Here is a 20,151-nt window from a genome sequence, read left to right as displayed (position 1 = left end):
CGGCCAGGGTTGCGATTCAGCCTATCGCACGTGGACAAAGTCTCTTGATGTCGAGATAGTTCTCGGCATCCCTCCGCCGTCCCGTGCGGACTTTTCAGCCCCGGATGCCGTGCTCGCGCGCGGTCCGCGGGTGCCCCAGGCTCTCGCGGGGAACGTCGACCGCCCGCGCCCAGCCGGGTCCCTCGACGACGACGCCACGAGCGACGAGGTCGTCGATGGCGGCATCCACCTCTCGGGCGATCTCGGGCGCGACCTCTCCCCCGACCACCATCGACACGATGACGCGGGTGAGATCGTTCACCGTGCGCGTCGTGAGGACGACGACCGCCTGCATCGAGAGGGGCCCGACACGGGTGGTCAGCAGGGACAGACCGGTCCCGTTGAAGAGTGTTTCAGCGAGGAAGCTGCCACGTTCGTAGACGGTGAGCGTCTCTCCCGTCGCACCCGGGTTCGCGTGGCCCGCTCGGTCCGGCGCGGCACGCAGATGTGCGCGCTGCAGAGCCTGCTCGAACGCGAGCAGAGCGGCATCCTGGACGCCTTGCGGAACGTGCACTGTGCAGGACAGGGGGATCCGGTGACGCCCCGCGCTCGTCTCGGGCGCTCGCAGGGGCCGGTCAGCATCGCGCACCCGCCCAGCGTATGCACAGGTGACGAGAACCGCATGCGACGGCATGCGATCTTGGGGGCGGGGTCGGGGTGCCGCTAGCCTGGGCCCATGGCTGACCTGCGTCTCGTCGAACTGTCCGCCGCCACGATCGTGGCCGTGAACACCCTGTCGCTCAAGCCCGGGCAGGAGCAGTTCCTCGCGCCGGTCAGTTACGGCATCGCGGCGACCGTCAGCAACCCGCAGACGTCGTGGCAGCGCGTCGTGCTCGACGGCGACGAGGTCGTCGGCTTCGTCAGCGCGAACTTCGACCCGGACGCGCACGAGGAGCACTTCCGCTCGGTGCTGTGGCGCATCAACGTCGACGCCGACGAGCAGGGCCGCGGTGTCGGCAGCTACGCGATCGCCGCTGTCCTCGAAGAGGCCCGTGGCCGCGGCACGGACCACGTCGACGTCATCTACGAGCCCGGCGTCGGCGGCCCCGAGGCGTTCTTCCAGCGCGTGGGCTTCGAGCCCGTCGGCGAGACCGAGTACGGCGAGATCATCGCCCGCGCCAGCGTCTGACCCGTTCTCGGGCGCACCCGCTGTCACCCGCTGACTGTTCTCGGGTAGACCCGTTGTGCCCCGGTGAGGGGCGCCGCTCTGCGAACGCGTCGCGCGGTCGCAGAGCGCTCCCGGTGATGTTCTGTAGGAACACGGATGCCACGCCCCCGAGGGAACGTGGCATCCGGTGTGCGCTATCGGTTCAGACGAGGGACTCGCGCCAGGCGGCGTGCAGCTGGGCGAACTTGCCCGTCCCCGCGATCAGGGCGGCGGGGGTGTCGTCCTCGATGATGCGGCCGTGCTCCATCACCAGGACGCGGTCGGCGATCGCCACCGTGGACAGGCGGTGGGCGATGATGATGGCCGTGCGGTCGGCGAGGAGCGTCTGCAGCGCGTTCTGGATCTGGCGCTCGCTCGGGATGTCGAGAGAGGCCGTGGCCTCGTCGAGGATCAGAACGGCCGGGTCGGCCAGGAATGCGCGGGCGAACGAGATCAGCTGACGCTGACCCGCCGAGACGCGGCCACCGCGCTTGTTCACGTCGGTGTCGTAGCCGTCGGGCAGCTTCGAGATGAACGCGTCGGCACCCACGGCGCGAGCGGCGGCGCGGATCTCGTCCATGGTCGCGTCGGGCTTTCCGAGGGCGATGTTGTCGGCCACCGTTCCGCTGAACAGGTACGCCTCCTGCGTGACCATGACGATCGCGCGCCGCAGATCCTTGGGGTGCAGACGGCGGAGGTCGACCCCGTCCAGGGTCACCGCCCCCTTCGAGGGGTCGTAGAACCGCGAGACCAGTTTCGCCAGCGTCGACTTTCCGGCACCCGTCGTCCCGACGAGGGCGACGGTCTGCCCCGCCGGGAGGTCGAGCGAGAAGTGCGGCAGGATGACGCGGTCGTCGGAGTACCCGAAGGTCACCTCGTCGAACCGCACGTGCCCCTTCGCGGTCCACAGGTCGATGGGGTCGGTCGGGTCGGGAACCGTCGGCTCCTCTTCGAGAACTCCCGAGACCTTCTCGAGCGCCGCCGTCGCCGATTGGTAGGAGTTGAGGAAGAACGCGACTTCCTGCAGCGGCGAGAAGAAGTTGCGCACGTACAGCACCGCCGCGGTGAGCACACCGATCTCGAGGGGACCGGCGATCACGCGACCGCCACCCCAGAGCAGGACGACGGCGACCGAGACCGCGGCGACCGCCATGATCCCGGGCTCGAACGTGCCGAACAGCTTGATCGAGCGCATGTTGACGTCGCGGTAGTCGGCGGCGAGCTTGCCGAACTCCTGATCGTTGCGGGGCTCCTTGCGGAACGCCTTCACCGCGCGGATGCCGGTCATCGACTCGACGAACTTCACGATGACCTGGGCACTGATCACGCGCGACTCGCGGTAGATCACCTGCGAACGCGAGTAGAACCAGCGCATCAACAGGTACATGGGGATTCCCATGACCGTCAGGATCAGCCCCGACTGCCAGTCGATCAGGAAGAGCGCCCCGAGGGTGAACAGGCCGTAGAGCACTCCGGACACGAGCTCGTTGAGGCCACCATCGAGCAGCTCGCGGATCGTGTCGAGGTCGCTCGTCTGACGCGAGATGATGCGGCCCGAGGTGTACGACTCGTGGAACTCCAGGCTGAGCTTCTGCGTGTGCAGGAAGATCCGCTTGCGCAGGTCGAGCATGACCGCCTGCGTGAGCCGAGCGGCCACCACGACGTACCACCCGATGAGGACGGCACCGCCGATCCCCGCGAGCAGGTACACGCCCACGACGCCGATGGTCGGCATCCAGTCTGATCGTTCGATGACGGCGGGCAGGGCGTTGTCGATACCGAAGGCGATCAGCGCGGGACCGGCGACGCGCAGAGCGGTCGACACGACGAGGACGGCACCGGCGAGGACGAGCTGCCAGCGCAGGGGCGACACGAGCGTGCCGAGGAGGCGCAGCGAACGCTGGCGGATCGACCGGCTCTCGTCGCGTGTGTAGTCGGAGCGGTCCTCGCCGCTGGTTCCGGAGACGGTGGCGGTGCTCATCGGGTCGCCTCCTTGTCGGCGAGGGCATCATCGGTCATGACGGGAATGGCCCCGGTGCGGGCTTCGCGTTCGGCCTGCTCGGCCTCTTCGAGGCTCGAGATCACGTAGCGGTAGTGGTCGCTCTCGCGCAGCAGATCGGAGTGCGTGCCGACCGCGGTGATACGCCCCTCTTCGAGAAGGGCGACCCGATCGGCGAGGGTGACCGTCGACGGGCGGTGCGCGACGACCAGGGCGGTCGTCTCGCTGAGGACCTCGCGCAGGGCGTCCTCGACGAGCGCCTCGGTGTCGACGTCGAGTGCCGACAGCGGATCGTCGAGCACGAGCACGGCCGGACGCGCGGCGACGGCGCGCGCGAGGGCGAGACGCTGACGCTGTCCGCCCGAGAGGCTGAGCCCCTCTTCGCCGATGACGGTGTCGAGTCCGTCGGGCAGGTCGTAGACGAACTGGGCCTGGGCGACCTGCAGGGCTTCGCGCAGGATGTCCTCGGCTTCGTCCGAACCAGGCGTCAGGTCTTCTCGACCCAGCAGCACGTTGTCGCGCACGGTCTGCGAGAACAGCGTCGCGTCTTCGAACGCCATACCGACGTGACGCCGCAGTTCGGCGAGTGTGAGGTCGCGCACATCGACGCCGTCGATCAGCACGCGCCCGCCGGTGACGTCGTACAGGCGACCCGGCAGGGTCGTCAACGTCGTCTTTCCGGAACCCGTGAGACCGACGAGGGCCATCGTCTCACCGGGGTGCAGGACCAGGTCGACGCCGTCGAGCAGGTCACGCTCGGTGTCGGCGGCATCCTGGTACCGGAAGTGGGCGCTCTCGAACGTGAGCTCGCCGCGGGGTTCGGTGAGCGTGCGGGGGTTCTCGGGGTCGACGATGGTGTTCTGCTCGTCGAACACCTCGAAGATGCGATCGGTCGCGGTGCGCGCGTCGAGGAGGAACGAGAACAGGAAGCCGATCGACTCCATCGGCCATCGCAGCACCGTGGCCATCGCGAAGAACGCCACCAGCTCGGGCACCTGCAGCTGCCCCAGCTGCGTCAGCACGATGCCCGCGCCGAGGCACACCGCGAAGGCGATGTCGGGCAGAAGGACCAGCCAGAACCAGATCCATCCGATGGCGCGGGCTTTGTCGATCTCGGTCTCGCGCAGCGACTCGGCCTGGCGGGTGAACTTCTTGAGCGCGTGTGCGCCCCGTCCGAACGCCTTGAGGACGCGGATGCCGTGGACGCTCTCTTCCACGGATGTGGCGAGGTCTCCGGCCTGGTCCTGGCTCTGGCGGGTGAGCGCGCCGTAGCGCTTCTCGAAGCGGAAGCCGACGTAGATCACGGGCGCCGAGGTGACGAGGAACAGGGCGCCGAGCAACCAGTGCCAGCGGAAGAGCAGGACGGCGCCGATGGCGATCGTCAGCATGTTGACGACGAGGAGGATGACGCCGAAGGCCAGCCAGCGGCGGAGCATGCTGATGTCCTGCATCATGCGCGAGAGCAACTGGCCGGATTGCCACCGATCGTGGAACGCGACGGGCAGACGCTGCAGACGCGAGTAGAACGACTGGCGGAGGTCGTACTCGACCTTGGTCGCCGGCGCGAGCACGAACCAGCGGCGCAGCCACACCATCGCGGCCTCGGCGAGACCGAGACCGAGCACGGCGAGCGAGCCCCACACCAGGGCTGCAGGATCGAGAGAGGCGATGGGGCCAGCGACGATCTGCTCGAGCACCAGCGGGATCGCCAGCGCCAGGAGGCTCGCGATGAGGGCGGTCACGGCACCCGCGATGAGACGCGGGAGCACGGGCCGTGCGATGGGGAGAAGCCGCGCGAGCGCGCGCGGTGTCGAAAGACGGGGCGGAGACGTGGAGGGAGTCATGATCCTCGTGGGGTCGAAGCGGGCGCCGGGATCGGGCGCGGAAAGAGGTGCCAGGGGCGCGACGAAGGTCGTCGATCGGGGCGGAGCGGGGCGCCGGAGCGCGGACGCGGAGCCCTAGGGGCGTCGGCCGGGTCGTGCAGCACGGGAGGGTGCGGCGGCAACAGGGGCGACGGGGGCGTCGGTCTGGTCCATGGCATCCTCCTTGTTCGGTGAAGCTTCCGCGGGGGGACGGCAGCCCTCCAGGATATCCCTGAGAAAACGCTGGAGGCAAGAGCGTCTTGTGACGACGGGCCGGTCAGACGGCGGATTCGCGTGCCAGCAGGCTCTCTTTCACGTGCGTGCCCCAGGCGAAGCCGCCCATCGACCCGTCGCCGCGCAGCACGCGATGACAGGGCACGAACAGCGCGACCGCGTTCCGCGCGCAGATGGACGCCGCCGCCCGCACGGCGGACGGTGAGCCGAGCGCCGCGGCGAAGCCCGTGTAGGTGAGGGGCGTTCCCACCTCGATCGCTCGCAGCGCCTCCCACCCGGCGAGCTGGAGGGGTGTCCCCCACTGCGAGACGGCGACGGCGTCGATCGCGGCGAGGTCACCGCTGTAGTACCTGCGCACGGCCTCGGCCGCCGAGGTGTCGCCAGGGCGGATGTCGGCGGGTCGTCGCTCGGGGCGGAGGCGCGCGAGGACGGCGTCGGTGTCGTCGGTCCAGCCGGATACGAGCACCCGGTCGGCCTCATCGGCGAGGATCGCGAACGGCCCATCGGGGGTCTCGACGAACTGGAGGGTGGCAGCGGTCATGCGAGATTCTCGCTCTCGGTCTCGGGTGCGGGTGCGGGTGCGGGTGAGGAAGGCAGGACGATGTCGGCGCGGAGGCGGGGGCCTCGCCGGCGGGTCGGCGCCGCGGCGACCGCGGCCCCGGACTCCGCCGGAGCGCGCCAGGCCTGCGTCACGGGCGCGGCGTACCAGTAGTGCGCCATCGCGTAGCTGCGCCAGGGCGCCAGCCGCTGCGACCAGCTCGTGAAACCGGCCGGATCGGAGGGGAGGCCGAGGGCCGCCGCACCGGCGCGGGCGGCCACGTCTCCGGGGAGGAGGACGTCCGGGTCGCCGAGCACGCGCATCCGCACGTAGTCGGCGGTCCACGGGCCGATCCCCCGCATCGCCAGGAGCCGCTCCCGTTGCTCGGCACCGTCGTCGCCGGCGCCGAGCTCGAGGCTGCCGTCGGCCAGCGCCGCCGCCGTCTCGACGATCGCCCGCATGCGCGCGGCGGGGCCGCGCAAGACCTCGAGCCCGCGCTCGGCGATCACCGCCGGCGAGGGGAAGAGCGTGAACGGCCGGGGACCGACGGCGATCTGCTCGCCGAGTTCGGCGGTCAGACGCCCCTGCATCGTGCGGGCCGAGGCCACGCTGATCTGCTGCCCGATCATGGCGCGGAGCAGCATCTCGTCGGCGTCGATCGCCCCGGGCACCCGGACGCCCGGGATCGCCGCGACGGAGGGTGCGAGTTCGGGATGCCGTGCGAGGGCCTCGTCGATCGCGAGCGGATCGGCGTCGAGGTCGAACAGCCTCCGGACGCGGGCGATGAGGGTGCCCAGGTCGGCCAGGGCCGAGAGCCGAGCGCGCAGGCGAAGGCGCCCGTCGTCGGCGAGACGCACCTCGAACCACGCCGGCCCCGCCGGAAGACGCGCGACCCGCGCGAACGACCGATCGTCGCCCTCTTCGACCCCGGGGATCGCGTGGGCCCTCATCCATCCGAACAGACCGATCGTGTCGATCGGCCCGCGGACGGGGAGGGCGAGGTCGATCTCGCCCGCCGAGGCTTCGAGCCCCGAGTCGCGCGAGCGCCGCGCGCGGAGGTCGCGTGGCGGCATGCCGAACACCTCCCCGATGGTGTCGGTGAACTGTCGGACGCTCGAGAATCCGGCCGAGAACGCGACATCGGCCGACGACAGATCGGTGCCGACGAGCAACGCCCGGGCCGTGTGGGCCCGGTGTGCGCGGGCGAGGGCGAGAGGACCGGCCCCCAGCTCCGCGGTGAGCAGGCGCGTGAGGTGACGCAAGGAGTAGCCCAATCGGCGGGCGAGTCCCGGAACCCCTTCGCGATCGACGACACCGTCGGCGATGAGGCGCATGGCGCGCGCCACGACGTCACCGCGGACGTCCCACAGGGGCGAACCGGGAGCAGCCTCGGGCAGACATCTCTTGCACGCGCGATAACCGGCCTCGTGCGCGGCCGCCGAGGTGGCGTAGAACGTGACGTTCTCTTCCTTCGGCGTGCGCGCGGGGCAGCTCGGACGGCAGTAGATGCGCGTGGACCGGACCGCGGTGACGAACTGCCCGTCGAAGCGTCGATCGCGCGACTGGATGACGCGGTAGCGCTCGGCGAAGCCCGGGATCTGGGGGACGGTGGCGGTCATGGCATCCACCCTGCCACCGACCTCCGACATCGGCTGGCGGAAATCGGACACGGCCGTGGGACGCCCGCCCCCCGGACTTCTCCCTCTACCCGCCCGGGCGCAACCCCGATGCGATGTCGGAGGTCGTCGGTACCGTGAACACCATGAGCGAACGCGAATACGACCTCATCGTCATCGGCGCCGGCCCCGTCGGCGAGAACGTGGCCGACCGAGCCGTCCAGGCCGGCCTCACGGCTGCCATCGTCGAATCCGAGCTCGTCGGCGGCGAGTGCTCGTACTGGGCCTGCATGCCGTCGAAGGCTCTGCTGCGCAGTGCTGCCGCGCTGCGGGCCGCTCGCGACGTCGACGGCGCGAAGCAGGCGGTCACCGGCGACCTCGACATCGCCGCCGTACTGCGTCGACGCGACACCATGACCAGCAACTACGACGACTCCGGCCAGGTGCAGTGGTTGCAGGGCGCGGGCATCGATCTCGTGCGGGGCCACGGCACGCTCAGGGGCGAGAAGACGGTCCGCGTCACCGCCGCCGACGGCACGATCACCGACCTCGTCGCGCGCCACGCGGTCGCGGTGTGCACCGGGTCGGCTGCGCTCCTTCCCGACATCCCGGGCCTGGCCGACATCTCGCCGTGGACCAGCCGCGAGGCCACCGCGGTCGAGCAGATCCCCTCATCCCTCGCGATCATCGGCGGCGGGGTCGTCGGCGCCGAGATGGCCACCGCGTTCCAGAGCCTCGGCAGCGACGTCACGATCATCGCCCGCTCGGGACTGCTCGGCGGCAACGAGCCGTTCGCCGGAGAACTCGTCGCCGACTCGCTCCGCGACCGCGGGGTCACCGTGAAGACGGGCGCCGACACCACCTCTGCCCGGCGCGACGACGACGGCCGCGTCACGCTCGAGCTCTCCGACGGCACGGCGGTCACGGCCGACGAGGTGCTCGTCGCGATCGGGCGCACGCCTCGCACGCAAGACCTGGGAGTGGATGCCGTGGGTCTGACGCCGGGCGCCTGGCTCGACGTCGACGACACCCTCCTCGTCCGCGGCTTCGACTGGCTGTACGCCGTCGGCGACGTCAACCACCGCGCGCTGCTCACCCATCAGGGCAAGTACCAGGCTCGCGCGGCCGGCGACGTGATCGCCGCCCGGGCGAAGGGCGACGAGATCGACGACGCGCCGTGGGGCGCGCACGTGGCGACCGCCGATCACGACGCGGTGCCCCAGGTGACCTTCACCGACCCCGAAGTGGCCTCGGTGGGGCTCACCGCGAAGAAGGCCGGAGAGAAGGGCCTGAACGCGGAGGTCCTCGACTACGACCTCGCGAGCGTCGCCGGCTCGAGCGAGCAGTCCGACGCCTACGTGGGCAAGGCCCGTGCGATCGTCGACCTCGATCGGGGCGTGCTGGTCGGCGCGACCTTCGTCGGCCCCGACATCGCCGAGCTGCTGCACTCCGCGACCATCGCGATCGTCGGCGAGGTGCCGGTCAAACGGCTCTGGCACGCCGTCCCCTCGTACCCGACGGTCAGCGAAGTATGGCTGCGCCTGCTCGAGACCCTGGGGCGCGACTCGGCCTGAGTCGGGGCGGGCGTGAGACGCCGATCGGTGCTCGACCGGGCCGGGGCGTGGCCTGATGCGTTTCACTCGTCGCCCCACCCTCTCCCGACGGAGCCCCACGGAATAAGGTCGCTTCATGTCACGCTCCGTCGCCCTGATCCGTGGAGTCGGTGGACCCACGGCGATGAAGATGCCCGCGCTGCGCGAGGTGCTGGCATCCGCCGGTCTGGGTGAGGTCGAGACGCTGCAGGTCGCGGGCAACCTCGTACTCGACCCGGGGCGGCGCAGTTCCGCCACCATCGCGAAGACGGTGCGCGCGGCGGTGCGGGACGGGTTCGGCTTCGACCTGCCCGTCATCGTGCGCACCCACGCCGAGCTCGCCGATGCGCACGCCCGCAATCCGTTCGCCTCCGATCCGGAGGGGCGGTGGGTGCAGACCGTCTTCCTCGACCAACTCGCCGCCACGACCACTCTCGAGCTCCCGGCCGACGCGCCCGAGCAGGCTGTGGTCGACGGGCGCGAGGTGTTCGTCCGCTACCCCGACGGCATCGGGCGGTCCAAGGTGCAGGCGAGCTACATCGAGAAAAGGCTCGGCGCCATCGGCACGGCGCGCAACGCAAACACCGTCGCGAAGCTCATCGAGATGAGCGCGTGAGCGCAGCGGCATCCGTCGCGTCGAGCGAGGTAGGCGCCGCAGGCCACGTCGAGCGCTGACGGATCGTCGCGGCGATCGCCGCGCACGCGATGACGGCCAGACCGCCCGCGACGGTCCCCAGCGTGAGCGGCTCTCCGAGCACAAGGGCGGCCCAGGCCAACGACAGCACCGGCTGGGCGAGCTGCAGCTGGCTGACACGGGCCATGGGTCCGAACGCGAGTCCGCGGTACCAGGCGACGAACCCGAGGAACATGCTCACGACAGCCAGGTAGACGAAGGACCCCCACGCGGCGGGATCAGCGTTGATCGGCGTGCGGATCCCCGCGAAGAGAGTGAGGCCGATCATCACCGGGCTCGACAGCACCAGGGCCCACGAGATGGTCTGCCACGCGCCGAGCTCGCGCGACAGAACCCCGCCCTCGGCGTAGCCGACGGCGGCGGCCACGACCGCGCCGAGCATAAGCAGATCGGTGGCGCGCAGCCCCTCGCCGCCCGAGCCCCCGACCGCGAAGAGCACGGCGACGACCGCCCCCATTGCGGCCGCAATCCAGAACCCGCGGCCCGGTCGCTCGCGCGTGCGGAGCACCGCGGCCACGGCGGTGGCGGCGGGAAGCACCGCGATCACGACCGCGCCATGGCTCGCGGGCGCCGAGGTCAAGGCGAACGAGGTCAGCAGCGGAAAGCCCAGCACCACTCCCCCGCCGACGATGGCCAGACGCGCGGCCTGCCCGAGCGACGGCATCCGGGATCTCGTCATCACAAGCGCGACCCCCGCGATCGCCGCAGCCACGACGGCGCGGCCCGCCCCGACGAAAAGCGGGTCGAGCTGAACGACGGCGACGCGGGTGAAGATCACGGTGAACGAGAAGGCGAGCACGCCGAGCCCACCCCACACGAGGCCGCGCCGCGAGACGTGTTCGGATGCCGACTGCATCCCCCCACCCTGCGAGATCGGGCGCCGCGCTCGCGCGGTCCACTCACCCCCGCGTGGACTGCGGCCGCCCTCGCCGGTTTGGGGCGGATTCTGTCAGTCGGGGCGGATTTTTTACGCCCCAAACGACAGAACGCACCCCGAACGACGCCCACCCGAGCCCGAGACGGCTCCGCCTCCCCGGCGAAAACCCCCTCACCGGGTTTGGGGCAGATTCCGTCGTTTGGGGCGGACATTTCACGCCCCGAACGACAAAAAGCGCCCCAAACCGCGCCCCGCAAGCCCTCGCAACGCCCCGCCAACGCAAGGCCAAGGCCAAGGCCAAGGCCAACCCCCGCCCGAAACACCACACCGCCCCCGCGACCGAGGTCACGAGGGCGGTGCGAAGCGCGACGGCTCAGTGGAAGAAGTGGCGCTCTCCCGTGAAGAACATCGTGACGCCCGCGGCGCGCGCGGCGTCGACGACCTCGGCATCCCGAACCGACCCGCCGGGCTGGATGATCGCCGAGATGCCGGCGTCGATCAGCACCTGCGGGCCGTCGGCGAAGGGGAAGAAGGCGTCGGATGCCGCGATGGAGCCGGCGGCGCGGTCACCGGCGCGCTCGACCGCGAGGCGGCAGGAGTCGACGCGGTTGACCTGGCCCATGCCGATGCCGACCGTGGCCGAGCCCTTCGCGAGCACGATCGCGTTCGACTTGACCGCGCGGCACGACTTCCACGCGAAGATGAGGCTCTCCATGTCCTCGTCGGCGGGGCGCTCACCCGAGACGAGCTCCCAGTTCTTCGCGACCGACTCGATGTCGTCGGGGAAGCGGTCAGCGTCCTGCAGCAGCAGGCCGCCCGACACGAGGCGGACGTCCATACGCTCTTGCTGCCAGTCGTTCGGCAGGCGCAGCACGCGGAGGTTCTTCTTGAGCTTGAACACTTCGAGCGCCTCGGGCTCGAAGTCGGGCGCGATGATCACCTCGGTGAAGATGTCGCGGAGGTTCTCGGCCATCTTGAGCGTCACGGTCCGGTTCGCGGCGATCACGCCGCCGAAGGCCGAGACGGGGTCGCACTCGTGCGCGCGCAGGTGCGCCGAGGCGATCGGGTCGAGGGCGTTCGGGGCGGCGACGGCGATACCGCAGGGGTTCGCGTGCTTGATGATCGCCACGGCCGGCTTGACCATGTCGAAGGCGGCGCGCAGGGCCGCGTCGGCGTCGACGTAGTTGTTGTACGACATCTCCTTGCCCTGCAGCTGCGTGGCCTGGGCGATGCCGTGACCGCCGACGCGCGTGTAGATCGCGGCGCGCTGGTGCGAGTTCTCGCCGTAGCGCAGGGTCGACAGACGCTCGGCCTGGATGGTGAGGTGCGCGGGCAGGTCGATGTCGTCGGCGAGGGTGCCTTCGGCGAACCAGGTCGAGACGGCGGTGTCGTAGGCGGCGGTGTGCGAGAAGGCGCGGGCGGCGAGTTCGCGGCGCTGCACGAGGTTCGTGCCGCCGCTGGCCTGCAGGGCGTCGATGATCGCGGGGTACGACTCGGGCGAGACGACGATCGCGACGTTCGCGTGGTTCTTCGCCGAGGCGCGCACCATGGCGGGGCCGCCGATGTCGATCTGCTCGACGACATCGTCGCCCTCGGCACCGGATGCCACGGTCTCGACGAACGGGTAGAGGTTCACGACGACGAGCTCGAAGGGGCGGATGTCGAGCTCTTCGAGCTGCGCCTCGTGCGAGGCCAGACGCAGGTCGGCGAGGAGGCCCGCGTGCACGCTCGGGTGCAGGGTCTTGACGCGTCCGTCGAGCGACTCGGGGAAGCCGGTCACCGACGAGACGTCCGTGACGGCGTATCCGGCGTCGCGGAGGAGGGTGGCCGAGCCGCCGGTCGAGACGATCTCGACGCCCGCGGCGGCGAGGGCCGCACCGAGCTCGAGCAGACCGGTCTTGTCGCTCACCGACACCAGTGCGCGGCGGATCGGGACGATGTCTCGGGGGCGGTAGTCGGCGGGGTCGTGGCGGGGTCCGGCCATGGCGTTCGGCTCCTGTGTCTCGAGTCGGGTTCGGATGCGCGACGGGCCGGCGCCCGCCGAGCGGGTCAGGCTGTTCGGGATGCCGCGGCGGCGAGGTCGAGCTCGCCTTCGGCGATCCGTCGGACGACGTCGATGAGCAGACGTCGTTCGACGGGCTTGATGCGGTCGTGCAGCGAGTCCTCGTCGTCGCCGGGGAGCACGGGGATGCGCTCCTGGGCGAGGATGGGCCCGGTGTCGACGCCGGAGTCGACGACGATCACGCTCGCGCCGGTCTGCGTCACGCCCGCGGCGAGGGCGTCTCGCACGCCGTGCGCTCCGGGGAACTCTGGCAGGTAGGCGGGGTGGGTGTTGATGATGCGCGGTTCCCACGCGGCGACGAGGTCGGCGGGGAGCAGACGCATCATTCCGCTGAGCACGACGAGGTCGGGGTTCCACACCGACAGCTGGGCCCCGAGCTCGGCGCCCCACTCTTCGCGTGACGCGAAGGCGCTGAAGGGAACGAGGAAGGTCGGGATGCCGAAATGCTCGGCGTGGGCGAAGCCGTCGGCCTCGCGATCGGCACCGACCGCGATCACGCGCGCCGGAAAGTCGGGGGCGGATGCCGCCTCGAGCAGGGCGCGGAGGTTCGAGCCGGCGCCGGAGATGAGGACGGCGACCGTGAGCACGCGCTCAGTCTACGCAGGTGCGCTCGGGCGCGCGGGCCCGCCGGACAGGACGCCTGAGGGCGCGGCGCGGTCCGAGCGACCAGTCCGACCGACCCTGTCGCCGTGAGCACGGGAACCTCCGCGGTGCGCAGTGGTGGTCGTCAGTGCTTGCCGCCGGGCTCTCCGCCGTGCTCCGACCAGGCCGCGCGGATGCGCGCGCGCACCTCGTCGTCGGTGAGGTCGTCCGACGCCCCCGCACTCTCCGCCGACGTCACCGGGGCGGACGGCGTCGGATCGGAAGCGGGGGGAAGGGGCACCGAGAGGGACACTCCCGCGCCGGCCCGCGAGGACGACGTGTCGGCGTCCGCGGCGCCTCTCCGTGTCCCGAGCGCGGTGTCGGTCGCCACGGCATCCGGATCGCGGTACGAGCTCGGCCACACGTCGTGGGCGATCCCCGCCCCGAGCCGGGACCCCGTCGGGGTCGGACCCGTCGCGTGTTCATCACGGTCGAAGGGCACGTGCTCTCGAGCGGCGAAAGAGAACCCGCGGTGCTCGCGCTCCTCGAATCGGTCGTCACCCTCGTCGGCCCCGAACCTCGGGCTCAACAGCAGGATCGCGAGGCCCACGAGCACCTCGAGACCGAGGGTCAGCGCGAGCGGTCCCGGCTGCGGGCCCGTGTCGACGAGCCGGCCGGGTCCGATCGACCCCGACGAGACGACGGCGGCGAGCGCCCCCATCCCGCCGGTGAGCGCGGCGACCGCGACCGCCAGCACCAGCCGGGGCCCGAGGGGCTCGGGGCCGGTGGTGAACGGCATCCGGGATCGGAGGATCCACCCCGTCAACGCGCCGACGGCAATGGGCAGCAGGGCGAGGAGCAGCAGCCACGACGACGTCGAGTCGGGCACCGCCCCGAGCACCGGGATGCCGGGGAGCGCGCCGACCTGCGTCGCGGCCGGGGTCACCGCGGTGTCGGTGCCGAGGGCGAATCCGGGACCGGCGGCGAACGACATGCCCCAGAGCACGAGGGTCGGGAGGTAGAACAGTTGACCGAGCGCGATGACGGTCGCACCGATGAGGTCGGCATTGCTCGCCTGGTAGAGGCCGATGACCTGCGAGGCGCGGGCGATGAGCCCGGCCGCCACGACCGCGGCGCCCACGCCGACGAGCCCGAGGGTGGTGAGCGCGAGTCCGCGCAGCGCGAGTCCGGGCACGGGCGCCCAGGCGGTCGGCATCCGCTCGATCCTCTCGCGCAGGGCGTCGACCGGACCGTCGTCGCCCACGCGCCACGCGCCGATCAGGGCGCCGATGAGCGAGGGGACGAGGAAGATCAGAGAGGGCAGGAGGATCGCGAGCCAGGTCTCGGATGCCACGAGGGCTGCGCCCGAGGTGAGCGCGACGCCCGCGGAGAGAGCCGCGAAGACGAGCGATCCCGAGATCCATCCGGTCAGCCCGGCACCCGCCTCGGCCGCGCGTGCCCCCGAGCGGGCAGCGAAGAGCCCGGTGAAAGCCGCGAAGGCGAGGGGCGCGAGCGAGAGCGTGAAGGTCGCGAAGGTCGGGTCGATGCCGGTGACGGCCAGGTACGCGTCGGGCAGCGTGATCGTCACGGGGACGAGGTGGCCGAGGTGCCACACCGCGGCGGCAGCGGGCCAGAGCGCTCCCCAGTCGGGGCTGCCGACTCCGAAGACCCAGAGCAGCGTGAGAGGTGCGAGCACGACCGCGATGCCACCCGCGGCCGCCAGGACGGCGTCGAGGGCGGCGAGGAGTGTGATGAGGAGGCGATGCATGGGCGAGAGGAACCCTACCCGCGACGCGCGTGACCGCCGCTCAGGCGCGGCGGCATCCGCCGCACGGAGAAGTCGGCGTTCGAGGTGCGGGCACCCGCCGGAACGGGTGCCCGCACGACCCGGGTGTCATCCGAGCGACAGGCCCGTCCACGACACCGGCGGCAGGGTCACGGTGAGGGTTCCCGCCGAGATCGTCGCCGTCTCGTTGGGTGCCGGCGCGACGCGCTCGGGATCGTCGAGCGTGTTCGCGGCGGATCGGTCGTCGTCGGCGAGCGTGTGCGACTCGAGGACCGCGATCTCTCCGAGCGCCGAGACGTCGATCGTCACGTCGAGGGCCTCGGTGGTCGAGCGGTTCACGAGGAACACCGCGCTCCGGCCGGTCTCGGCGTCGTGCGTGGCCACGGCGTCGACCAGCGGAACCTCGCCGTACGCCGCGGTCGTGTAGGTCGGCGCCTGCAGATCGAGGCGCAGCGCCTCCCCTTGCGCCAGACGCGACGTGATCGAGAACGGGAAGAACGTGGTCTGCTTCCACGCGATCCCGCCCGGCTCCGTCATGATCGGCGCGATCACGTTGACCAGCTGGGCGAGAGAAGCGGATGCCACCCGGTCGGCGTGCTTGAGGAGCGAGATCATGAGGTTGCCGAAGACGACGGCATCCAGCACCGAGTACGAGTCTTCGAGCAGGCGCGGGGCGACGGGGAAGTTGTCGACTCCGGAGAGCTTGTCGACCTCGTGGTAGCGGTCGATGTACCAGACGTTCCACTCGTCGAACGAGATGTCGATGCGCTTCGCGGACTGCTTGACCGCGCCGACGTGGTCGGCCGTGGCGACGACCTTCTCGATGAACCCGTCCATGTCGACCGCCGAAGCGAGGAAGCTGTCGACGTCGCCACCGCGCTCCTCGTAGTAGGCGTGGCACGAGATGAGGTCGACGTCGTCGTAAGTGTGCGTGAGCACGGCCCGCTCCCACTCGCCGAAGGTCGGCATGTGAGCGCTCGACGAGCCGCAGACCACGAGCTGCAGGTCGGGGTCGAACATGCGCATCGCCTTGGCCGCCTGCGACGCGATCTTGCCGTAATCGTCGGCGGAGCGGTGGCCCAGCTGCCACGGGCCGTCCATCTCGTTCCCGAGGCACCACATGCGCACGTCGAAGGGCGCCGAGCGACCGTTGGCGATGCGCTGGTCGCTGAGCGCGGTGCCGCCGTGGGCGTTGGAGTACTCGAGCAGGTCGAGCGCCTCGAGCGTCCCCCGCGTGCCGAGGTTGACGGCCATCATGAGGTCGGAGCCGACCTTGTCGAGCCACGACGAGAACTCGTGCAGGCCGATCTCGTTCGTCTCGGTCGAGTGCCACGCGAGGTCGATCCGGCGCGGACGCTGCTCGACGGGACCCACGGAATCCTCCCACCGGAAACCCGAGACGAAGTTGCCGCCGGGGTAGCGGATGGTGTCGACACCGAGCTCCTTCACGAGGTCGATGACGTCCTGGCGGAAGCCCTCGGCATCCGCCGTCGGGTGACCCGGCTCGAAGATGCCGGTGTAGATGTGGCGGCCGAGGTGTTCGACGAACCCGCCGAAGATCTTGCGCCGGATCGGGCCGATGACGGATCCGGGGTCGATGGTGAGACGTGCGTCAGGCATGGGTGAGCTTTCTGTGGTCGTGCGAGAAGAAGAGGTCGGGGTGCGCGGGGGCGTCACTTCACGCTGCCGAGCGTCAGGCCGCCCTGCCAGTAGCGCTGCAGCAGGAGGAACGACAGCAGCAACGGCAGCACCGAGATGAAGGCACCCGAGGTGATGAGGTTCCACACCTGCTCGCCGCCGGCACCCGCGTTCGACAGCGCGAGCCAGCGGTTCAGCCCCACGGTCACCGGAAGGGTCTCGGGGTTGGTGAGCATCGCGAGCGGCAGGAAGAAGTTGTTCCACGTGCCCACGATCGACAGCAGCAGCACCGTGACGATCGCGGGGCGCAGCAGGGGGACGACGATCGTGGTGAACGTGCGCCACTCCCCCGCGCCGTCGATGCGCGCGGCCTCGAGCAGCTCATCGGGCACGGTGTCCTGCGTGTAGACGCGCATGAGGTAGACGGCGAACGGGTTCAGAAGCGAGGGCAGGATGACGGCCCATCCGGTGTTCACGAGGCCGTACTGGCTGAGCAGCATGAACTGCGGGATGACCAGTGCGGTCAGCGGGACCATGACCGACCCGAGGATCATGCCGAATACGAACCCCCGTCCGCGGAAGCGGTACTTCGCGAAGCCGTAGCCGGCGAGCACGGCCACGATCGTCGCGCCGACCCCCGACACGAACGAGTAGACGAACGAGTTGCCGAGCCAGGTCCAGTAGATGCCGCCCTGGTGCTCGAAGAGGCCCGCGATGTTGGCGAACAGCTGCGTCGGATCGTCGAACCAGAACGCGGGGCTCGAGAAGAGTCCGCCCGTGCTCTTGGTCGCGGCGACGAACAGCCACCAGATGGGGATGACGAAGTACAGGGCGAGCACCAGCAGAAGCACGTGCGAACCGATGCGGCGTCCGCCCTGGGCGACGCGGGCGTTGCGACGCGCCTCGCGGCGGGCCGAGCGGTCGGGGCGACCCGCGCCGGCGGTGACGATGGTGCGCGTGCGGTCGTCTCGCGCGGTGGTGGGGACGGCCATCACTTGAGTCCGTTCTGCTTGCGGGTGAGGAAGAGGAAGCCGAACGAGCCGATGAAGACCACGATCGCGAGCGAGAAGGCGATCGTCGAGGCGTAGTTGAACTGGCTGTAGCTGAAGGCGAGGGCGTACGCGTACATGTTCGGCGTGTACTCCGCCGGCAAGGCCCCGGAGGCGATCGAGCGCAAGACCGTCGGCTCGGTGAAGAACTGCAGCGTTCCGATCAGCGCGAAGGTGATGACCATCACCATCGACGAGGCGATCATCGGCACCTTGATGCGCGTCGCGATCTGCAACCCGCTGGCGCCGTCGACGCGCGCGGCCTCGTAGATCGAGGGGTCGATCGATCGCAGCGCGGCGTAGATGACGATCATGTAGTAGCCCGACCACTGCCAGGTCACGATGTTGACGAGGCTGCCGAAGATGGCGCTGCTGGCGAGGAAGTCGGGGGCGTCGAGACCGAACAGCCCGAAGATCGTGCCGGCCGGGCCGAAGCGGGGGCTGTAGAGGAAGCTCCACATCAGCGCACCGATGACGACGGGGATCGCATACGGCGCGAAGATCAGCAGGCGCGACGCCTTCGCCAGCCAGGTGCCGAGCGTGTCGAGCACGAGGGCGGCGACGAGCGCGACGAGCAGCTGAGCCGGGATCATCACGATCGCGTACAGCGCGACGCGACCCAGCCCGCCGAGGAAGAGCGGATCGGTGAAGGCCTTCAGGTAGTTGGCTGCTCCCACGAATTTGGTGCCCGTGGCCAGCGTCGAGCTGAACAGGCTCATCCCGAAGGCGTAGATGAGAGGAAAGATCAGGAACGCGGCGAAGATCACGAGGAACGGCGTGATGAAGAGCCACCCGACGCGCTGTCGACGCGCGTGTCCGGTGGCGCGGCACCGCGACCGCGTCGTGAGGGTGTGCGTGGCCATGGGGTCTCCCGGTGGGACGGTGGCGAGAGGGATGGGGCGGACGGTGGGCCGACCGTCGGGTCGGCCCACCGGGGACTCACTTGATCGTGAAGCCCTGCTCCGTGGCGTACCGCTCGAGGCTCGACTGGAGGTCGTCGAGCGCAGCGGAAGCGTCCTTCGAGCCGTCGACCGTCACGGCCGTGACCTGCTGCTGGAGCTGGTCGTAGGCGTAGTTCTGGAACGGGCTGAAGGTGAAGCCGCTGTAGCCTGCGGCCGCGGGCAGGAAGACCTCTTTGTTGATCTGCTGACCGCCGAAGAAAGGCGATTCGAGCTCACGGAAGTAGTCCGAGTCGAGAATGGGCTTCCACAGCGGGAAGAGCGCTGCCTTCTCGATGCCGATCTTCCACGCCTCTTCCGTGCCGAAGACTTCCTTGGCGACGGTCGCCGCAGCCGCCTTGTCCTTCGCCTGGCTCGTGACCGCGAAGGTCGAGCCGCCCCAGTTGACCTGCACGGGCTTCGCGGGGTCCCACTGCGGGATGGGGGCCGCGCGCCACGTGGCGCTGTCGTCGGTGCCCTCCAGTCCCTGCAGATAGCCGGGGCCCCACGCGGCCGCGACGTAGATGGCGTAGGTGCCGTCGACCAGCTTGGTGTTGTAGTCGGCGGTGAACGCCTCGTCAGTGGCGACCAGGCCCTTCGACGTGAGCTTCTGCCAGTACTCGAGCACGTCCTTCGACCCCTGGTCGTTGACGTCGATGCCGATGTCGGTGGGGGCGGCGCTGTCGTAGGTGAACGGCTTCGAGCCCGCCTGGGCGAACAGGGCCTGCGTGAACGCGCGACCGTTGGGCGGGAAGTTGGCGAGGACTCCGGGGGCTCCGGCGTCCTTGAGCTTCTGCGCGGCGTCGGCGAACTCGGCCCAGGTGGTGGGAGCGGCGATGCCGTACTTGTCGAGGATGTCCTGGCGGTAGAGCATGCCCATCGGACCGCCGTCGACCGGGATCGCGTAGACCGCGTCGCCGCTGGAGGCGTCCTTCCAAGCGCCATCGGTGTAGTTGCCCTTGACGTCAGCGGCGCCGTAGGCCGACAGGTCGACGAGCGCGTTGCGGATCGAGAAGCTCGAGAGCACCTCGGATTCGAGCATGATCACGTCGGGGGCTCCCGAGCCCGACTCGATCGACGTCGAGAACTTCGTGTACTCGTCGTTGCCCTGCCCGGCGTTGGTCCAGCAGATCTGCACGTCGTCGTGGTTCTGGTTGAACAGGTCGACGACCTGCTCGAACGCCGGGTACCACGCCCAGACGCTCACCTGCGTGGCATCCGGCTTCAGGATCTCGTTGGTGCACGAGGCAGCGGCGGACCCGGATGCCGAGCTGCATCCGGTCAGTGCGGCCGCGGCCACGGCGACGACGCCGAGACCGGCGAAGACCTTGTTCTTCATGGGCTGTGTGTTCCTCTCGCGGTGCGAAACACCGGTGTCTCTCGGAGATGGATCGGCGCAGCCCGGCGCCTGAAGAGTGCCGCTCTGCACGATTTACAACGTTGGAAGTAAACGTTGTAAAAGGATGATGCCTGTCGGGCGACGCGCTGTCAAGCGCCG

The 20,151-nt window shown here is 70.2% G+C and carries 16 protein-coding genes; 3 read left to right on the top strand and 13 right to left on the bottom strand.

The annotated features are described in order from the left end of the window. Positions 1-94: 94 nt before the first annotated feature. Positions 95-628, bottom strand: a complete 534-nt coding sequence (locus OVA26_RS05865; RefSeq protein WP_268103401.1) for a hypothetical protein — start codon at positions 626-628, stop codon at positions 95-97. A gap of 87 nt (positions 629-715) precedes the next feature. On the opposite strand from OVA26_RS05865, the gene OVA26_RS05860 reads away from it, so the two are divergent. Beyond that, the gene (locus OVA26_RS05860) at positions 716-1,168 is read left to right on the top strand and encodes a GNAT family N-acetyltransferase (RefSeq protein ID WP_268103399.1); all 453 of its coding nucleotides are present in this window, start codon (positions 716-718) and stop codon (positions 1,166-1,168) included. A 181-nt stretch (positions 1,169-1,349) separates the two neighbouring features. Here OVA26_RS05860 and OVA26_RS05855 read toward each other — a convergent pair whose 3' ends face one another. From OVA26_RS05855 to OVA26_RS05840, 4 genes are all read right to left on the bottom strand, one after another. Continuing rightward, positions 1,350-3,167: an ABC transporter ATP-binding protein gene (locus OVA26_RS05855; RefSeq protein WP_268103398.1), complete on the bottom strand. Its 1,818-nt coding sequence runs from the start codon at positions 3,165-3,167 to the stop codon at positions 1,350-1,352. Further along, the gene (locus OVA26_RS05850) at positions 3,164-5,029 is read right to left on the bottom strand and encodes an ABC transporter ATP-binding protein (RefSeq protein WP_268103396.1); all 1,866 of its coding nucleotides are present in this window, start codon (positions 5,027-5,029) and stop codon (positions 3,164-3,166) included. Before OVA26_RS05850 ends, OVA26_RS05855 begins: the two co-directional genes overlap by 4 nt. A 295-nt stretch (positions 5,030-5,324) precedes the next feature. After that, the gene (locus OVA26_RS05845) at positions 5,325-5,822 is read right to left on the bottom strand and encodes a methylated-DNA--[protein]-cysteine S-methyltransferase (protein ID WP_268103394.1); all 498 of its coding nucleotides are present in this window, start codon (positions 5,820-5,822) and stop codon (positions 5,325-5,327) included. Beyond that, positions 5,819-7,438: an AlkA N-terminal domain-containing protein gene (locus OVA26_RS05840; RefSeq protein WP_268103393.1), complete on the bottom strand. Its 1,620-nt coding sequence runs from the start codon at positions 7,436-7,438 to the stop codon at positions 5,819-5,821. Before OVA26_RS05840 ends, OVA26_RS05845 begins: the two co-directional genes overlap by 4 nt. Positions 7,439-7,581: 143 nt before the next feature. Here OVA26_RS05840 and OVA26_RS05835 point away from each other — a divergent pair, with 143 nt between their 5' ends. Both OVA26_RS05835 and OVA26_RS05830 read left to right on the top strand, forming a co-directional pair. After that, entirely contained in the window at positions 7,582-9,009 is a 1,428-nt protein-coding gene (locus OVA26_RS05835; RefSeq protein WP_268103392.1) for a dihydrolipoyl dehydrogenase family protein, read from the top strand. A 115-nt stretch (positions 9,010-9,124) separates the two neighbouring features. Next, complete coding sequence (locus OVA26_RS05830) at positions 9,125-9,643, top strand: DUF1697 domain-containing protein (RefSeq protein ID WP_268103391.1); 519 nt, start codon at positions 9,125-9,127, stop codon at positions 9,641-9,643. Here the strand turns inward: OVA26_RS05830 and OVA26_RS05825 are convergent. The 8 genes from OVA26_RS05825 to OVA26_RS05790 form a co-directional block, all read right to left on the bottom strand. Then, positions 9,624-10,577, bottom strand: coding sequence for a DMT family transporter (locus OVA26_RS05825; RefSeq protein WP_268103390.1), 954 nt, complete (start codon positions 10,575-10,577; stop codon positions 9,624-9,626). The genes OVA26_RS05830 and OVA26_RS05825 overlap by 20 nt on opposite strands. Before the next feature lie 394 nt (positions 10,578-10,971). Beyond that, positions 10,972-12,582: a bifunctional phosphoribosylaminoimidazolecarboxamide formyltransferase/IMP cyclohydrolase gene (gene purH, locus OVA26_RS05820; RefSeq protein ID WP_268103389.1), complete on the bottom strand. Its 1,611-nt coding sequence runs from the start codon at positions 12,580-12,582 to the stop codon at positions 10,972-10,974. A 65-nt stretch (positions 12,583-12,647) separates the two neighbouring features. Beyond that, a complete protein-coding gene (purN, locus tag OVA26_RS05815; protein WP_268103388.1) occupies positions 12,648-13,247 on the bottom strand; it encodes a phosphoribosylglycinamide formyltransferase in 600 nt (199 codons plus the stop codon). 140 nt (positions 13,248-13,387) lie between these two features. After that, entirely contained in the window at positions 13,388-15,010 is a 1,623-nt protein-coding gene (locus OVA26_RS05810) for a cell division protein PerM (protein ID WP_268103387.1), read from the bottom strand. 126 nt (positions 15,011-15,136) lie between these two features. Beyond that, positions 15,137-16,648 carry an arabinosylfuranosidase ArfA gene (arfA, locus tag OVA26_RS05805; RefSeq protein WP_268103386.1) on the bottom strand — a complete coding sequence of 504 codons (1,512 nt, stop codon included), beginning with the start codon at positions 16,646-16,648 and terminating at the stop codon, positions 15,137-15,139. 53 nt (positions 16,649-16,701) lie between these two features. Beyond that, the gene (locus tag OVA26_RS05800; protein ID WP_144782562.1) at positions 16,702-17,658 is read right to left on the bottom strand and encodes a carbohydrate ABC transporter permease; all 957 of its coding nucleotides are present in this window, start codon (positions 17,656-17,658) and stop codon (positions 16,702-16,704) included. Next, positions 17,658-18,578, bottom strand: a complete 921-nt coding sequence (locus OVA26_RS05795) for a carbohydrate ABC transporter permease (RefSeq protein ID WP_268103385.1) — start codon at positions 18,576-18,578, stop codon at positions 17,658-17,660. Before OVA26_RS05795 ends, OVA26_RS05800 begins: the two co-directional genes overlap by 1 nt. A 76-nt stretch (positions 18,579-18,654) precedes the next feature. Next, positions 18,655-19,992, bottom strand: a complete 1,338-nt coding sequence (locus tag OVA26_RS05790) for an ABC transporter substrate-binding protein (RefSeq protein WP_268103384.1) — start codon at positions 19,990-19,992, stop codon at positions 18,655-18,657. Positions 19,993-20,151: the final 159 nt, after the last annotated feature.

Origin of the sequence: Microbacterium sp. SL62 (genome assembly GCF_026672635.1) — a bacterium.
Taxonomy (GTDB): domain Bacteria; phylum Actinomycetota; class Actinomycetes; order Actinomycetales; family Microbacteriaceae; genus Microbacterium; species Microbacterium testaceum_A.
This window is presented reverse-complemented; position numbering and strand designations above follow the sequence as displayed.

Bases quoted from the DNA above. Each gene is read 5' to 3' on its own strand.
- OVA26_RS05860 (WP_268103399.1), top strand. From the start codon at position 716: ATGGCTGACCTGCGTCTCGTCGAACTGTCCGCCGCCACGATCGTGGCC.
- OVA26_RS05855 (WP_268103398.1), bottom strand. From the start codon at position 3,167: ATGAGCACCGCCACCGTCTCCGGAACCAGCGGCGAGGACCGCTCCGAC.
- OVA26_RS05850 (WP_268103396.1), bottom strand. From the start codon at position 5,029: ATGACTCCCTCCACGTCTCCGCCCCGTCTTTCGACACCGCGCGCGCTC.
- OVA26_RS05845 (WP_268103394.1), bottom strand. From the start codon at position 5,822: ATGACCGCTGCCACCCTCCAGTTCGTCGAGACCCCCGATGGGCCGTTC.
- OVA26_RS05840 (WP_268103393.1), bottom strand. From the start codon at position 7,438: ATGACCGCCACCGTCCCCCAGATCCCGGGCTTCGCCGAGCGCTACCGC.
- OVA26_RS05835 (WP_268103392.1), top strand. From the start codon at position 7,582: ATGAGCGAACGCGAATACGACCTCATCGTCATCGGCGCCGGCCCCGTC.
- OVA26_RS05830 (WP_268103391.1), top strand. From the start codon at position 9,125: ATGTCACGCTCCGTCGCCCTGATCCGTGGAGTCGGTGGACCCACGGCG.
- OVA26_RS05825 (WP_268103390.1), bottom strand. From the start codon at position 10,577: ATGCAGTCGGCATCCGAACACGTCTCGCGGCGCGGCCTCGTGTGGGGT.
- purH (WP_268103389.1), bottom strand. From the start codon at position 12,582: ATGGCCGGACCCCGCCACGACCCCGCCGACTACCGCCCCCGAGACATC.
- OVA26_RS05810 (WP_268103387.1), bottom strand. From the start codon at position 15,010: ATGCATCGCCTCCTCATCACACTCCTCGCCGCCCTCGACGCCGTCCTG.
- arfA (WP_268103386.1), bottom strand. From the start codon at position 16,648: ATGCCTGACGCACGTCTCACCATCGACCCCGGATCCGTCATCGGCCCG.
- OVA26_RS05800 (WP_144782562.1), bottom strand. From the start codon at position 17,658: ATGGCCGTCCCCACCACCGCGCGAGACGACCGCACGCGCACCATCGTC.
- OVA26_RS05795 (WP_268103385.1), bottom strand. From the start codon at position 18,578: ATGGCCACGCACACCCTCACGACGCGGTCGCGGTGCCGCGCCACCGGA.
- OVA26_RS05790 (WP_268103384.1), bottom strand. From the start codon at position 19,992: ATGAAGAACAAGGTCTTCGCCGGTCTCGGCGTCGTCGCCGTGGCCGCG.